This is a genomic window from Streptococcus sp. SC1 (assembly GCF_030272855.1).
Taxonomy (GTDB): Bacteria; Bacillota; Bacilli; order Lactobacillales; family Streptococcaceae; genus Streptococcus.
Genome location: NZ_JAQCMU010000002.1, coordinates 192,934 through 206,643 on the forward strand (window position 1 = coordinate 192,934; position 13,710 = coordinate 206,643).

The 13,710-nt window shown below is 36.4% G+C and carries 20 protein-coding genes; all 20 read right to left on the reverse strand.

Annotation, left to right across the window (positions count from 1 at the left end):
• Positions 1–37: 37 nt before the first annotated feature.
• The 20 genes from pepV to PAN94_RS03845 all read right to left on the reverse strand — a co-directional run bounded on the left by pepV (position 38) and on the right by PAN94_RS03845 (position 13,586).
• A complete protein-coding gene (gene pepV, locus PAN94_RS03750) occupies positions 38–1,438 on the reverse strand; it encodes a dipeptidase PepV (protein WP_285874670.1) in 1,401 nt (466 codons plus the stop codon).
• 75 nt (positions 1,439–1,513) lie between these two features.
• On the reverse strand, positions 1,514–2,119 hold the full coding sequence (locus PAN94_RS03755; protein ID WP_285874672.1) for a nitroreductase family protein: 606 nt from the start codon (positions 2,117–2,119) through the stop codon (positions 1,514–1,516).
• A gap of 220 nt (positions 2,120–2,339) precedes the next feature.
• Entirely contained in the window at positions 2,340–3,935 is a 1,596-nt protein-coding gene (locus PAN94_RS03760) for a hypothetical protein (RefSeq protein ID WP_285874673.1), read from the reverse strand.
• 117 nt (positions 3,936–4,052) lie between these two features.
• Positions 4,053–4,499: a hypothetical protein gene (locus PAN94_RS03765; RefSeq protein ID WP_285874675.1), complete on the reverse strand. Its 447-nt coding sequence runs from the start codon at positions 4,497–4,499 to the stop codon at positions 4,053–4,055.
• 9 nt (positions 4,500–4,508) lie between these two features.
• Positions 4,509–4,961, reverse strand: coding sequence for a hypothetical protein (locus PAN94_RS03770; protein WP_285874677.1), 453 nt, complete (start codon positions 4,959–4,961; stop codon positions 4,509–4,511).
• A gap of 13 nt (positions 4,962–4,974) precedes the next feature.
• Positions 4,975–5,376 carry a hypothetical protein gene (locus PAN94_RS03775; RefSeq protein ID WP_285874678.1) on the reverse strand — a complete coding sequence of 134 codons (402 nt, stop codon included), beginning with the start codon at positions 5,374–5,376 and terminating at the stop codon, positions 4,975–4,977.
• 105 nt (positions 5,377–5,481) lie between these two features.
• Positions 5,482–5,952, reverse strand: coding sequence for a hypothetical protein (locus PAN94_RS03780; RefSeq protein ID WP_285874679.1), 471 nt, complete (start codon positions 5,950–5,952; stop codon positions 5,482–5,484).
• 54 nt (positions 5,953–6,006) lie between these two features.
• Complete coding sequence (locus PAN94_RS03785; protein ID WP_285874680.1) at positions 6,007–6,672, reverse strand: PoNe immunity protein domain-containing protein; 666 nt, start codon at positions 6,670–6,672, stop codon at positions 6,007–6,009.
• 89 nt (positions 6,673–6,761) lie between these two features.
• Positions 6,762–7,247, reverse strand: coding sequence for an immunity protein YezG family protein (locus tag PAN94_RS03790; protein WP_148886465.1), 486 nt, complete (start codon positions 7,245–7,247; stop codon positions 6,762–6,764).
• A gap of 260 nt (positions 7,248–7,507) precedes the next feature.
• Positions 7,508–7,840 (reverse strand): DUF7957 family protein, encoded by a 333-nt coding sequence (locus tag PAN94_RS03795; RefSeq protein ID WP_285874683.1) that lies wholly within the window; start codon positions 7,838–7,840, stop codon positions 7,508–7,510.
• Positions 7,841–7,954: 114 nt separating this feature from the next.
• Complete coding sequence (locus PAN94_RS03800; protein WP_285874684.1) at positions 7,955–8,365, reverse strand: SMI1/KNR4 family protein; 411 nt, start codon at positions 8,363–8,365, stop codon at positions 7,955–7,957.
• A 142-nt stretch (positions 8,366–8,507) separates the two neighbouring features.
• Positions 8,508–8,987 carry a DUF6985 domain-containing protein gene (locus tag PAN94_RS03805; protein WP_285874686.1) on the reverse strand — a complete coding sequence of 160 codons (480 nt, stop codon included), beginning with the start codon at positions 8,985–8,987 and terminating at the stop codon, positions 8,508–8,510.
• 116 nt (positions 8,988–9,103) lie between these two features.
• Positions 9,104–9,547 carry a hypothetical protein gene (locus PAN94_RS03810; RefSeq protein WP_285874688.1) on the reverse strand — a complete coding sequence of 148 codons (444 nt, stop codon included), beginning with the start codon at positions 9,545–9,547 and terminating at the stop codon, positions 9,104–9,106.
• 121 nt (positions 9,548–9,668) lie between these two features.
• Positions 9,669–10,100, reverse strand: a complete 432-nt coding sequence (locus PAN94_RS03815) for an SMI1/KNR4 family protein (RefSeq protein ID WP_148889031.1) — start codon at positions 10,098–10,100, stop codon at positions 9,669–9,671.
• 36 nt (positions 10,101–10,136) lie between these two features.
• Positions 10,137–10,991: a metallophosphoesterase family protein gene (locus PAN94_RS03820; RefSeq protein WP_285874690.1), complete on the reverse strand. Its 855-nt coding sequence runs from the start codon at positions 10,989–10,991 to the stop codon at positions 10,137–10,139.
• A gap of 108 nt (positions 10,992–11,099) precedes the next feature.
• Positions 11,100–11,555, reverse strand: coding sequence for a DUF4274 domain-containing protein (locus PAN94_RS03825; protein WP_285874692.1), 456 nt, complete (start codon positions 11,553–11,555; stop codon positions 11,100–11,102).
• A gap of 8 nt (positions 11,556–11,563) precedes the next feature.
• Positions 11,564–12,049 (reverse strand): Imm6 family immunity protein, encoded by a 486-nt coding sequence (locus PAN94_RS03830; RefSeq protein WP_285874694.1) that lies wholly within the window; start codon positions 12,047–12,049, stop codon positions 11,564–11,566.
• A 10-nt stretch (positions 12,050–12,059) separates the two neighbouring features.
• Positions 12,060–12,548 carry an Imm6 family immunity protein gene (locus tag PAN94_RS03835; protein ID WP_285874695.1) on the reverse strand — a complete coding sequence of 163 codons (489 nt, stop codon included), beginning with the start codon at positions 12,546–12,548 and terminating at the stop codon, positions 12,060–12,062.
• An 82-nt stretch (positions 12,549–12,630) separates the two neighbouring features.
• Complete coding sequence (locus tag PAN94_RS03840; RefSeq protein WP_285874696.1) at positions 12,631–13,110, reverse strand: hypothetical protein; 480 nt, start codon at positions 13,108–13,110, stop codon at positions 12,631–12,633.
• On the reverse strand, positions 13,107–13,586 hold the full coding sequence (locus PAN94_RS03845) for a hypothetical protein (protein ID WP_285874698.1): 480 nt from the start codon (positions 13,584–13,586) through the stop codon (positions 13,107–13,109). The genes PAN94_RS03840 and PAN94_RS03845 overlap by 4 nt, the downstream gene beginning before the upstream one ends.
• Positions 13,587–13,710 lie beyond the last annotated feature (124 nt).

Consider the following 13,710-nt stretch of genomic DNA (forward strand, 5'->3'; position numbering starts at 1 on the left):
AAGAAACTCACCTGGCATAGCCAAATGAGTTCTTATTTTATTTGATCAATTCGTAGATAGCTTCAGCATAGATTGCAGCCGCACGGAATAGATCTTCAACATCGATAAATTCATTGGCTTGGTGCATAGTATCGATATAATCTGGGAACATAGCGCCATAAGCAACACCACGTTTCAAGAGGCGTCCAAAGGTACCACCACCGATCACTTGCTCATGACCTTTCAGTCCAGTTTGTTTTTCATAAACAGCCAGCAAGGTCTGCACCAACGGATCTTCCATCGGCACATAGTGAGGAGTATGGCCATGCTCAGACAAGGTCACTTTGGTAACTGGCAACTGCTCCAACACATTCTGAATGGCTTCTGGACTAGTTCCCTTAGGATAGCGAATATTGAGGGCAATTGTATTATCAGCCTTATTTTCGTCAAAACGGAAAACGCCCGCATTCATTGACAGAGCTCCCATCTTCTCATCCACATGAGCAATCTTCAAGTTCTTACCCTCATGGTCATTTAGGAGAATATTTCCAGCCACATCTAGATAATACTTAGCTGGACCCGCAAAGTCAAACTGCGTTAGGAATTTGGCCAAATAGGTTGCACCATTGACACCAGACTGAGGAGAAGCACCGTGAGCAGACTTACCGATAATGGTCACAGTGACTTGGCCACCAGCTAGTTCTTCACAAGTAAAGTCTAATCCATTTTCCTTAGCAAACTGCTCCAATTTATCAACTAGATTTGGCAAGTGACCTGACAAGACAGCTGTACCAGACTCAGGAACCATGTTCTCCCGCAAGCCACCAGTAAAGCTATGCAGGCGTGCTGCGCCAGCATTTTCACCAGCAAAATGCAGGTACTCTGTGATATTTCCTTTTTCACCATTGATAATCGGAAATTCAGCGTCTGGCGAGAAGCCGAAATCAGGCTCAGGCAGGCCTACATGAGCAAAGTAATACTCCATGTCTTTCCAGCCAGACTCTTCATCTGTCCCGACCACAAAGCGCACGCGCTTAGATACAGGCAAGCCCAATTCTTTGATGATTTTCAATCCATAGTAACATGCCATAGTTGGTCCTTTATCATCACTAGAACCACGGGCATAGAGACGACCATCCTTAATCGTCGGTGTATAAGGATCTGTATCCCAACCACTTCCAGCAGGCACCACATCCATATGGGCAAAGATACCCAGTTCTTCTTCTCCTTGACCAAATGTAAAGTGACCAGCATAATTGTCCACATTTTGAGTCGGATAACCATCACGTTCAGCAATCTCCAAGAACTTATGCAAGGCCTTTACAGGACCAGGTCCAAAAGGATGCTCCTTATCTGCCTTAGAATCATCCCGCTCTGAATTAATTTCTAAAAGGCTGAACAAGTCTGCCAATAGAGCCTCTCTACGTTTCTCAACTTCTGCTTTAAAATCAATTGTCATTTTCTCACCTCTATAAAACACTTTGATTTAAAATGAATATTTTGAATTAAATCAAACTATTAAAATCTTACTTTATTAACGCTTTTCAATAATCTCGTCAACTGGTAAACGATAGCTAGGCTCTAGCTTGTCATCTGTATAACCAACGGTAATCAAGAGTTCCGGACGGAAACGCTCATCAATCTCCAAAACATCGTTAACTTTTGATTTATCAAATCCTAGGATGATATTGGAGCCAATACCTTGGTCAGTCAAGGCCAAAACAAGGTTCATAGCCACCAAACCAGCATTAAGGGCCAAGTAATCACTCTTTTGTTGGTCATTATAGCGAGCAAACTCAGCTGGTAAATTTTGCATGTAAAATTGCAGTTGCTCATCAGAAAAATTTTTTACCCCAGCGACACGCGCGATCTTGCGTGCCCGCTTAGCCAAATCTGTATCTGTAAAGAGGGCAATTGTCACTGGAGCTTCCTTGATTTGCTCTTGGTTAGAGCCAAAGGTAATACCCGCTAAAGCTTCATTTCGCTCACGCACTACTACAAACTTCCACGGCTGACTATTATGAGCACTTGGTGCCAAGGTCGCAATCTCAATAGCTGTACGGACATCCTTAGGATCTACCGGTTTGTCATTGAAATGCTTAGTCGCATGACGCTTTTTGTTTAATTCAAGAAATTTCATAATTGGTTTCCTTTTCTAATTTCTGTTACTCTTATTTTACCACAAATTGAAAGAGCTTGCAGAGGTTTTTCACAAAGGATTTTTTCATTCTCTATCAAATAAAGCTGTCTGCCCTTGCCACTTGATAAGATTATTCCCTGGTAGAAGTTTCACTTTATCCATTCTGACTACTTGATTCTCTTCAGCACTTTTTCAAATCACTACAACTTGAGTTTCTTTACTACTCAAAGCCTCTATATAGTTCTTGATTTAACTCAGGAATTTCAACTTTTGGTTCAGGTTTCCGCACGGAAAAATCAATAGCTCCAAACAGTAGAACCAGCAACAAGACAAATATCGTCCACAAAGTCTCTTTTTCTGGAAGAGAGACTCCTTTGGTCGGGAAACCTTTCCAACGAGGATACTGCTGCAAAAATTCATTTATCTTCATCCCATTGGGATAGAGTGTCAAAAAACCATACATGCTAAGAAAGAGAAACGAAAAACTATGCATAGATACCCAACTAAACTGAATCCTCATTTTGAAGGCTTTATAGCCTGACTTAGCCATATAAACCTCTAAGCCAAAAGCTATAATCATCAAGATAAAGAAAATAAAGACCTGCAGTTTCCAGAGCTTTCTCAATCCTAAGTAAGCCCGTTTATCTTCCTGCTCTTTGCCACCGTCTTTAGTTTCTCTCTCTTGAGTTTGAATTTTTGCTGTAGATTCAGTTACTTCTTGACTTGCTTGAATCTCCTGAACCACCTCATTTTCAGTCTGTGGCTTATGTTTTAGACCATACGCCACCACTTCTTTTAAGACTAGCCTCAGATTTGCTTCAGTTAATTTGTAGGGATACCCGCGTAACGGCCATTTCTTTCTTAGTTCTGGATGATCTGGAAGTGACACCATGATGTAAAAGTGCTGTCCAATCAATGTAATCGTGAAAGAAACCCGATAAAATCTAGATCTTACAAAGAAATAGGCCCTATAAAGGTAGTCGCCTTCCATTTCCTTCGTCGTTTTGTCAAATTCAATCTTACCTAAAAACAGCTCTTCTATCATTTTCTGTATTTCTAAAACCTTTGTATCAACCGTATCCAGACTAAGAGGAGCCTTTAAAATCAGCTCCAAATCAGACATAGAAGCCGTAGAAAGACTCATGCCAGTTTTGTCTTTTTCTAAATGTTCTTCTAAATAAGTCTTACAGTTGCTCAGAAAAGAGGATAAATTAGAGGAATTTAACTGGACTGGACAATCAAGCAACAATTCCTGACTTCCTACACTAGCATCTAAGGGGACAATATCTCTCACAATGAAATCTTGTTCTAGCAGCTCCAGAGTAAAAGAAGCTCTGTAGCTAGGTAATATACTTGTAATAATGACTCGATAATCTTCGTCCTTTTCGACAAGTTTCTCCCACTTATCCGTTTTCGTTTTCCCATCGAAAATATTTTCAATCATCGCTTCAATAGCTCGTATCTTCAGATAATCATTTTCAGGAGTAAGAGGTTCCAGAAAAATCTGTTCTGGCTGATCTAGGTAGGTTTTTATTCTTCCCAGTCCCTCTTCCAAATTTTCTGGCCAATACTTGTATTGTATCCCGTATGTAGGTTTTTCACCCCACTTCAAGTGTAAATCGCTGCCGTCTACTAAAATATCCAACTTTTCTTTATAATTTTCTAGATTGATTTTAAAGAGAAAAGTCGGACAATATGAACTCAAGACAATATCATAAATTCCTTCTATTTCAAAAGCAGTTCCAAATTTTTTCTGGAGCTCTGCACGGATATCCTTCTCCAAATGTTCTTTATGCTTGTCAAAATTCAGCCCCATCTGTCTTCAACTTTCTTTTTGTTTTACTTTTCAAAAACAGCCCCACCACACATTTGGTCGCATGAAAAGCATTTTGCCTCTGCTTTTCTATCATTCAACTAGAGATTGTCGCAAGCATTAAGTTTGAGTACTGTTCTTCACTTCCTCAAACCACTTTTCAAATTCTAAACGTGGAAGCAATTCTTCGTCCTTATCATAACGACCTTCATAGCTATAGCGACTGTCAAGGCTGTTTTTCTGAGCATCATAAATCAACCACATTTCAGTTGGATGTTCACGATTGTATTCTTGGCACAGCTTAACCATTCTTTCTATATCTTGTGCCCCAATTCTTAATAGACTAAACTGAATTTCATCTGAACTATCTATTTCATTAGGAAGGTAACCCGCAATATCATCTCTATCCAGATAATGATTATTAGTTTTAAAAAATACATCAAATCTATAAAAACCATCAGCAACACAATAAATAAAAATTTTATCTGCCTGATTTTGGACATATTCCATTGCTAGTGAAATCATACTAGCCTGAACTTCCATAAATTTGTCTTCAAATTGTGTCATATTATTCTCCTACTGCTGCTCGCCTTGCACTTCCTCAAACCACTTTTCAAACTCTTCACTAGGCAATAGCTCTAAGTCATCATCCTTGTCATAACGTCCTTCATAGCTATAGCGACTGTCAAGACTATTTGTCTGAGCATCATAAATCAGCCACATTTCTGTTGGGTGCTCGCGGTTATATTCTTTACAAACATCAATTAATTTTTGTATATCTTCAGCTCCATATCCCAATAGAGCGAATGCCATATTATCGGAATCATCTATTTTTTTTGTCGCAACTTCATTAACTTTATCCATTTCAATTACAATGCCATTAATCTTATAAAAAACTTTATACGATTGCAATGCTTCTTCAGAAATGCAATAAATATATACTTTTTCTGCCTGATCTTGTACATATTCCAGTGCTAGTGAAATCATACTAGCCTGAACTTCCATAAATTTATCTTCAAATTGTGTCATTGTTACATTCCTTTTATATTTTCAATAAAACTTCGGCTTTGTCTGAGTTAAGAAAATCTTTCAGTATATGCAAAGTATTTTCAATAGAATCTTTATTACATCCATACACTCTTCTTATACTCTTATCATCAATAAGCTTGGATAAAAAGGTGACTGAAAATTTCTCTTCATCAGTTTGAGTAAACCAAATGTTAAATAATCCACCCTCTCCTGCTTCCAATTGCGTATTTTTACCTGTTGATGAAATACCTATCGTCATATGATAACCGTTATACACGAACGGAAAATTAAAATTTTCATCTTCTCCTTCATCAATCGCAATTGTATCAAGATCAATCGAAAAAATTTTCTCCAAAGCTTGCTTGACATTCTGATAACCTAAACTATCTCTTATTGGTAAGTATTGTTCGCTCATTTATAAGGACTCCACCTATTCCTAAAAATCCTCACTTTTATATCTTTTTCTCTCAAAAAAATCATTTCATTCTTGAACATTCCATCTTCTATGAAAAAAATACCCTTATAAAACCTTATAGCGCCCCTTGGCAAAACCACAAGGAATGTAACCCGCTTGGTATAAAGCATACAAATCATCGAAAAATGTTGATTCAGCTTGAGGAAGCTCTTTTTTGATGGTCAAGTAGATGGCCAAGCCAACGATATCAAATTCAATCTGACTCCTCATTGAGGCAAGAAGTTTACTATCCGCAATTAGTCCATCTAAACCTTCTTCAATTTCAGGAATGATTTCCTCTTTTGCATTATTTGCCAGTTCATTCCAATGCTTATAAATGTCACTATGATTTTTAAAAAGATAAACAGTATAATCACCATCTTTATCTAAGACAAAATTCTCCCATTTTAAACTATTAATATTCTTCTCCGCTTCTTTTACCGTCTTTAACTGAGTAATCGGTATGTTTGTTTCTCTTTCTTCCTTCAAAAAGTCAATATCTATTAATTCATTTATCACCTCTAAATGGATCTTCATCTTTATCCCCTTTCTAGAAATCAAGCTATTCTTTCAGATAAAAAGCTTCGTTTTCTATTCTCCCTGCACCAACAAATCATAGGGAAAATACTCTAAATCCTTCATGCGTTCGTCGTAGATTCCTTTTATCTTGCAGGTTGCGGCGGTGTCAAAACTCCAGTAGCCATCATAACCTCTATTGTCATACTTATGTGTTCCATACCAAGGTTCATCAGAATGACTATAATACCAGAACCCCTGTGCCTTGGCTACACTCTCATAAGTGTCCTCAATCATATTTTGATACTCTAGAATCGAATGAAAAGGAACTATCTTATCATGGAACAGATAGACCATGTAGTATTCAATCAAGCCATCTGTATGGTCCATCTGCTCATAAACAGCCTTCAAATCATCCAGAAATTCTTCCTTACGCTCACTATAGAGGACTCCCAAGGCAAAGATGTTAACTGCCAAGTCAAATGGAACTCCCTCCGAGGCAATGAGCTTCAAATTAGAAAGAATCCCTTGATAATAGGGGAAAATCTCCTCTTTCGAAGCCCCTATAGAATAGAAAAGTTTCACTAGTTCTTCATTATTCAGAACCAAATCTTGATAATGGAACAACAAATACTCCTCCGCAATCTCGTCCGTCATATTAACATTCTTCTCTAAACGTTTTTGAACAAATGTTATCCATTTTTCAAAATACGCTTGATCTTTGTGTTTGTCTCTTATCATGTATTAACTCCTTTTCTTAGCTTAATCTCCCTGCACCAACAAATCATAGGGAAAATACTTCAACTCCCTCAAGCGTTCATCGTAGATATTTAGCTTTGTTTTTTATATTCTTCCATTTCTTTAAAAAGTTGAAGTAAATCATTATTTTCAGGTTCTTCTCCTAAACATTTATGTTTAAAAAAAGACAACCTTTGATTAGAGGTAAAGGGACTGGCAAACCAATCAGTGTAATCAAACTCAACTTTTAATTGCTTCCGAGATTTTACTATTAAAACCATTGCATACCATTTAGGTTGATTATTATTTTCTAAAACCTCTAAAATATTTCTAGAAATACTCATTAATTGATTAAAGGAGTCCATATATTCGGAAAATGGAATATCATAAATTACTGGTATATCATGTGAGAAAATATATTTTTCAGGACTTTCTTTCGTATTAAAATAGAAAAAAACTTCTCCGTCCCCTTCCTTCAACTCAACATTAAAGTAGAAATCATTCCACGTTACCGGAATCATACGATTTACATTATTTGCTATATCATTAAACAATTGGCTTAATTGATTTTCAAACATTTTTAACCTCCTGGTTTATTCCTTATCTGATTAATTCTTCAAGAGGAATATCATTTAATTTAGCTTTCCATGCATGCTCCATAGAATACCAAACTCCACCACTCCTGCTAATATTACTATTCATAGGAAAAAGAATAGTAATATCGCAAGCCACCCATAAATAGAAGCAAACAAGTTCAATGCTTTGATTTTAAATAATGCTTTATTATTTTGATTCATTATTGCGATTCACCTTCCTAGTAATAAATAATTTCAGATGATTATTTGAATATAGACACATCCACTATTTTTCCTGAGCTTATATCAATTTTGCATCTTCTAGCATAAAAATCCGTCGCATAAAGCCAGCCATCTATCAAAATCATCTGTTCGAACGGATAAATAAGCTTACTGTATCCACTGTTAGCAATGGTCCAAACTACAGTTCCTCTACAATCAAGTCTGATAATATTATTTTTCTCCAAACTATCAAAAGGTATTTCTAATAAAACAATACACTCCTCACCCACTTCTATTAGATCTCGTATAGCAAACTGAAAAATTTTAGTAATTTCACCATTCACTATTAGTTTGTTGTTTTCATATTCTACCATTCAAGTAACCTTTCTATAATCTGTTCTATGCCTTTTCCCATCATCCTTAAAATCTCACTATTGGCGCGTCGATATCATTTACCAAGAAGATCGTACATAGAAAGTCTATATTTCTTAAAAAAGACTCTCAATTAGACTAGAAAAACTGGAACAAACAAAGGTCGCTTCTTTAAACTTATCATAGTTCTTTTCATGATTCCAAAAAACTATGCTTTTCTCAGCTGAATAATCAAAACATAATACATTTCCAAAACCATCTTCCGCAAAGGGAATCAGCTGATCGCCTATGCGAGTCTGTAAATCTTCTAGGATTTCATATATATTATTGTATTCATTTTCATCTAGGCTGATTAAATTGTTGAAAATTTCTATCTTTCTTTCTACCTTAAAATGATTGGGATTAGGATAACCACCATCATATTTCAAAGCGACTTGCTTATAATCATCTGGTAGAGTAATCTGCAATCTATGCTCCACACATTCTATTCTATCCTTGGAAATTCCCTTGTAATTTAACCACTTCATATTCGTACTTGATTTCCTTTCTCCCAATCCTCTAAACGGCTCTAGCTCCTATTAAACTTTGGATTTTTCTAAAATCTTTACATAGGACGGTTGAAGCTGAGAAGCATTTAATAAAAAATAGACAAATTTATGAATTATATACCTATAGAAGTATATCTTGATAGCCAATTTCAGACAAAAGGCCATTGGTAAATTTTATTCCTATGCCATTTTCTTTATCCCAATCACAATCACATAAAAAGCCAAATTCTTCAACACTTTCATCAAAGGTTAGAGGAAACATGATTTGCTTAGGCTGTAACAGAGAATAAATTTGCTGATCATCTCTAATTTTATTTAAAAAAGATTGTTTTTCAGCTAAATTTGTAAAACTGGAAACAATATTTGATATTTCACGATTATAGTACGATAAAATAGCAGAATTAACCTCTGTTACAATTTCATCTAAATGCTCTTGAAAAAATGTATAGGCTTTTTCTTGGTTGACTTCAAATTCTGCATCTTCCTCTGCATCAATATTTATCTCTAAAACATGCTCCTTACCGAAAATCGTTATAGAAATAGGTCTTGTCCAGCCATTATTAAAGTCTATGTTACCGAAAATTTGATGATTCAATTTCATTGTTTTCTTTATTCTCCAAGTTCGTCAACTAGGTAGCCGCAAAAATCTTTCTTACCTTCTATGCAGTCTTTTTCCACTGCTTCATCAATTCAATGCAATTTCGTTGTCGAAAATAGTTATTGGCCTTGCACTTCCTCAAACCACTTTTCAAACTCTAGACTTGGAAGTAGCTCTAAGTCATCATCCTTCTCATAACGCCCTTCATAACTATAGCGACTGTCAAGACTATTTGTCTGAGCATCATAAATCAGCCACATTTCAGTTGGATGTTCACGATTGTACTCTTGGCATATTTCAATCATGTTTTCTACATCCTTGATACCTTCTCTCAGTAAGATTGATTGGAGACCGATATCAACTTTAGAATCATCTGGTAAGAAATTATTTACCAAGTGTTTATGTACAACATTCCCTTTTATTTCATAAAACAAATTAAAACTATATAAACTATCTGCTATTGCATATATGTATATTTTATCTGCCTGATCTTGTACATATTCCAGTGCTAACGAAATCATACTAGCCTGAACTTCCATAAATTTGTCTTCAAATTGTGTCATTGTATTCATCCTATCTAATTCTTTTAGCTTTTCAAGTTAGTGGACACTATTCATAAAGCGCTCGACTTCTTCAACACGATTATAGAATCGGTATTGATTTCTGTTCGCCAAAAAAATCCAGCTATATCAAGTCATAATAGAAAGTGTCATCTTCCATAAGCCGGTCTAGAAGGTCTACTAAATTAGGAGCAATTTCCTTATCATAATAATAGATTTTCCCCTCATTTTCAGCAGCAAATCCGATAGATAGAAGCGCTACTTCATTAGCTTCAAAGAAAACTAATTTATCATCCTCAAATTGCTTGTAGATTTCAATATCTGAATAAAACTCAAAATCATGTTGCCTCAATCTAAAGTCTAATACTGACTCTGGATCCATGATACGGTTTATATTATCCACCTTGCTTTTTAGAAAGCCATATCCGACTTCTGCATAAAATTCTTTAAGGAGCTCAGGGATTTGAATGCCCAGCTTTGATTCACTATCCCTAATCTTATCTAGATTCACTGGATAAAATTGGTTCAACGGATCTAATTTAATCTTCTCAAACATCTAAGCCCTTCCTTCAAAACCCAATGCCATCTCTCTTCAACTTCCATTTTCTTTTGGTTCACTTATCTGAAAAAATTGCCTAACATCCTCTACGTAACCATACTTGTCATTTAAGTGAGCCAATAGTTCTCGATTATGCCCTTGGTAATTATCTTCACGTCGTAATTCTTCGTACATTTCGATGAAAGGGAGAGCTTTTTCTTTGGCTAATTCTAACTCTGCTTCGTAGTCATAGGCGACTTTTCGGAATTGGATATTTACCAGTTCCCCGTCTTCAACTTCTAGTAAGGCATACTGGGCACGGTGATTTTTCAAGGCCGACCAATCAAAATAGGGCATGCCAATCGAACCGGGATTGATAATTTGCTGCCCTTGGCTGCCATAGCGAAGCAACTGCTTGTGGACATGACCGTAAACTGCCACATCTGTTTCCTCATTCAGTAGCTGGTCAAATTTGTCCGTATCATTGTCAACCAACAAGTCAGCACCATAATTTTTGGCAGGCAAGTTATGAGAGAGCGAAAAACGCAGCCCATCAATTTCTTTCTTCGCAACCATAGGCAGACTCCGCAGCCAGGTGATCTGATCAGGGTCCATTTGCTCCATCAAATACTGCGTCATACGCAAGAGCTGGACTTCCTGTGGGTCTTCTAAGCCATACTGACCATCTAAGGCCTCTAGGACACAATCATCCCAGTTTCCGCGGACAGTCGCTGTAATAGGAAGGTCTTTTAACAAGGCTAACAAGTCATTTTCTCCAGGCCCAGGGAGGAAAATGTCCCCCAAAAGCCAATACTCTGTCGCTTCCTGTCTTTTAGCATCTGACAGAACTGCCTTCAAGGCCGTGGTATTCCCATGTATATCAGAGAGAATTGCGATTTTGTGTTTCATCCTTACTCCTTCACCAACGATTACAAAGTTTGAATCTAGTATAACAAAATATCTCAAAAAACGTAAAAACCATCCCTAGTCCTTTGGATGGCTCTACCATTTATTTCATTAAATGACTACATTCAAATCTTTTCCCGAAATGCCATCAAGAAATACTTCATCAATTTCTGGTCTTAATTTTTTTAGTTTAAATTTTTGAATCTTCGTTATTTCGGGTTGAAAAGAGATAGTCCCACTTGGAAATTGGCCTCTGAGAATGCTAGTATAAACATCTTTTAAAAAACCTTCCCACTCCTCTGATAGCGAATTTTCAAAGGCTGCCTCTCCCTCAAGTAAATACCTGATGCCATCTGCACGATAAAAAGCTAATAAAGAGACTGAAAGACTACACTTGGAATGGCTAAGCACTGCTTTTGGCACTTCAAATCCATTATCCCAGTTAAAATTGTCCAGCAAGACAAACAGCTCCTCTTCAGTTTGAAGCTGCTTAAGGAACGTCACAGCTTTAGCATTGCTTTCAGCGTACAAAATATCAGCTATTGGCTGAATTTGTCGATTATCCATTTAAAACCTCATCTCCCTTCTAATAATCCTAAGCTTTCCAATGTTTGCAAGGAAGTATTTTTTGAAGGAGGACAATCATCCTTCAAAAAGCCCTTAATTTCTTCAAGATGATTATAAAAATTCATATTGATTTCTTTTAAATTCGCAATAAATAAGTCTATTAAGCTTGAATCAATATTTTCTAAAGGGGAAGGCAGTTGTTGATTGTCCAGTAGATAGGCTTCCCTAGCAGTTGCTCCGATTGCATAGCTAAGATTATCCCACGATGGAATATCATCCTCATTCTCGTCTAATTGCATATAGATGAAAATTCCTTTGAAATCCGTTCCATCATCTAGCAGACTATAAAGTTCTTTTCCCGTTTTGTTTTTATTTTCCACAAAACTCCAGCAAGCATCCAAGGCAACTCGAATTTGTGGCTTATATTCTGTTTTCATATAACTTAGGATAGCTTCTGAGTAGACCAGCATGAGATAAAGTTGATTGCTATTCATATTCTCTCATTTACTCCTCAAACAAAAATTTTAAATAACTGCTAACAGACGGGGCTGCGACATAGGCCTCCTTCTCAAGCCATTTCGTTCTCCTTGCAATGTCACTATACCTTTTAACCAATTGCTTATAATGAATAAAATAATCTTCGAGCGTATCTCCATCCACACACTCTATGGTTTGTGGCAAATACCGCTGTCCAACAGCTTTGTATGACTGATAAACTACTAACGCAAGGAAAGCACCGATACATCTCCACACAGCTGGATCGGTGCTTTTATCCAGCTCCGAATAGGTTAAGATGTCTTCCTCGTCTAAATTCTCCAGTCTACCATACAGCAAGTCTGGATCAGACTCACTAAAACTACTAATAAATTGACCAGCAATTTCTAACGTTTCATGCACATATTCCTTATAATCCGAGTTTCCTATATATGTTTCTAGCGGTTCTGTTAATTTTTGCATAAATTGCAAAAGATCGAGATTAAGAGTAAATTCCATTTCGATTCCTTTCTGAATCTAGGACGCTGAAAAAGCTATCATAGCTCTAGAAAATTGATTTGCATCAAGCTAGTATCTAATTTCATTCTTCATCTCCTGTAGCAGCCTTCAAAAATACTTGCTTGAAATCCTCATACATTTCAAAAGCGATTTTCATGACATCTCTAAAATCAACGTAATCAGAAATTACGGGATCCAAAATGATATAGTCTCTTGAGATTAGCCATTTGGCATAAGATGCAAAGGGGCTACCCATAATGGCTTTATCTCCCTCATAGATGACCCAGATCAATTCCAATCGACCACGTTCAAAAGAAAAATGGAAGCCGAAGCGAAAATGTCCAATTTCCTCCAAATCAATATGGAAAAAGCGTTCTCGTTTATCATATTGAACTTTATAGCCTAATAATTCAACAATTTCCATCAGAAAATCGCCGTCAAAGTAATCCAATTCTTGGCCTTTCGGAGTTCTTTTCTGGCTATAATATGTCGATAATTTTTCATATCTCTCTACAAAGTTGATTTCTAGTAAAGCTTGTTCAACTCTAGTATCTAATTTCATTCTTCATCTCCTGCAGCAGCCTTCAAAAATGCCTGTTTGAAATCCTCGTACATTTCGAAAGCGATTTTCATGACCTGTTCAAAATCATCGTAACTGGAAATTACAGGTTTCAGTATAATATAGTCTCGCGAAATTAACCATTTAGCGTAAGATGCGAAGGGGCTACCCATAATGGCTTTATTTCCCTCATAGATGACCCAGATTAATTCTAATCTTCCTCGTTCAAAAGCAAAATGAAAGCCAAAGCGAAAAGGTCCGATTTCCTCCAAATCAATATGGAAAAAGCGCTCTCGTTTATCATACTGAACTTTGTAGCCTAATAATTCCACGATCTCCATCAAAAAATCACCGTCAAAATAATCCAATTCTTGGCCTTTCGGAGTTCTTTCCCTACTGTATTTTTTAGAAATATTCTCATATTTTTCTATAAAATTTATATTATGTAAAGCTTGTTCAACTCTAGTATCTAATTTCATCTATTTATTCCTCAGTAAATTGTAATTCTAGGGCGTACTTTGGACATATTATATCACAACCAGATAATTGTGTAATCAATAGAAATCTAGTATAACAAAAACTTTTGAAAAACGAGAAAACCAC

What these genes read in the sequence shown, in the direction of transcription:
- pepV (WP_285874670.1), bottom strand. Translation starts at nt 1,438, where the DNA reads ATGACAATTGATTTTAAAGCAGAAGTTGAGAAACGTAGAGAGGCTCTA.
- PAN94_RS03755 (WP_285874672.1), bottom strand. Translation starts at nt 2,119, where the DNA reads ATGAAATTTCTTGAATTAAACAAAAAGCGTCATGCGACTAAGCATTTC.
- PAN94_RS03760 (WP_285874673.1), bottom strand. Translation starts at nt 3,935, where the DNA reads ATGGGGCTGAATTTTGACAAGCATAAAGAACATTTGGAGAAGGATATC.
- PAN94_RS03765 (WP_285874675.1), bottom strand. Translation starts at nt 4,499, where the DNA reads ATGACACAATTTGAAGACAAATTTATGGAAGTTCAGGCTAGTATGATT.
- PAN94_RS03770 (WP_285874677.1), bottom strand. Translation starts at nt 4,961, where the DNA reads ATGACACAATTTGAAGATAAATTTATGGAAGTTCAGGCTAGTATGATT.
- PAN94_RS03775 (WP_285874678.1), bottom strand. Translation starts at nt 5,376, where the DNA reads ATGAGCGAACAATACTTACCAATAAGAGATAGTTTAGGTTATCAGAAT.
- PAN94_RS03780 (WP_285874679.1), bottom strand. Translation starts at nt 5,952, where the DNA reads ATGAAGATCCATTTAGAGGTGATAAATGAATTAATAGATATTGACTTT.
- PAN94_RS03785 (WP_285874680.1), bottom strand. Translation starts at nt 6,672, where the DNA reads ATGATAAGAGACAAACACAAAGATCAAGCGTATTTTGAAAAATGGATA.
- PAN94_RS03790 (WP_148886465.1), bottom strand. Translation starts at nt 7,247, where the DNA reads ATGTTTGAAAATCAATTAAGCCAATTGTTTAATGATATAGCAAATAAT.
- PAN94_RS03795 (WP_285874683.1), bottom strand. Translation starts at nt 7,840, where the DNA reads ATGGTAGAATATGAAAACAACAAACTAATAGTGAATGGTGAAATTACT.
- PAN94_RS03800 (WP_285874684.1), bottom strand. Translation starts at nt 8,365, where the DNA reads ATGAAGTGGTTAAATTACAAGGGAATTTCCAAGGATAGAATAGAATGT.
- PAN94_RS03805 (WP_285874686.1), bottom strand. Translation starts at nt 8,987, where the DNA reads ATGAAATTGAATCATCAAATTTTCGGTAACATAGACTTTAATAATGGC.
- PAN94_RS03810 (WP_285874688.1), bottom strand. Translation starts at nt 9,547, where the DNA reads ATGACACAATTTGAAGACAAATTTATGGAAGTTCAGGCTAGTATGATT.
- PAN94_RS03815 (WP_148889031.1), bottom strand. Translation starts at nt 10,100, where the DNA reads ATGTTTGAGAAGATTAAATTAGATCCGTTGAACCAATTTTATCCAGTG.
- PAN94_RS03820 (WP_285874690.1), bottom strand. Translation starts at nt 10,991, where the DNA reads ATGAAACACAAAATCGCAATTCTCTCTGATATACATGGGAATACCACG.
- PAN94_RS03825 (WP_285874692.1), bottom strand. Translation starts at nt 11,555, where the DNA reads ATGGATAATCGACAAATTCAGCCAATAGCTGATATTTTGTACGCTGAA.
- PAN94_RS03830 (WP_285874694.1), bottom strand. Translation starts at nt 12,049, where the DNA reads ATGAATAGCAATCAACTTTATCTCATGCTGGTCTACTCAGAAGCTATC.
- PAN94_RS03835 (WP_285874695.1), bottom strand. Translation starts at nt 12,548, where the DNA reads ATGGAATTTACTCTTAATCTCGATCTTTTGCAATTTATGCAAAAATTA.
- PAN94_RS03840 (WP_285874696.1), bottom strand. Translation starts at nt 13,110, where the DNA reads ATGAAATTAGATACTAGAGTTGAACAAGCTTTACTAGAAATCAACTTT.
- PAN94_RS03845 (WP_285874698.1), bottom strand. Translation starts at nt 13,586, where the DNA reads ATGAAATTAGATACTAGAGTTGAACAAGCTTTACATAATATAAATTTT.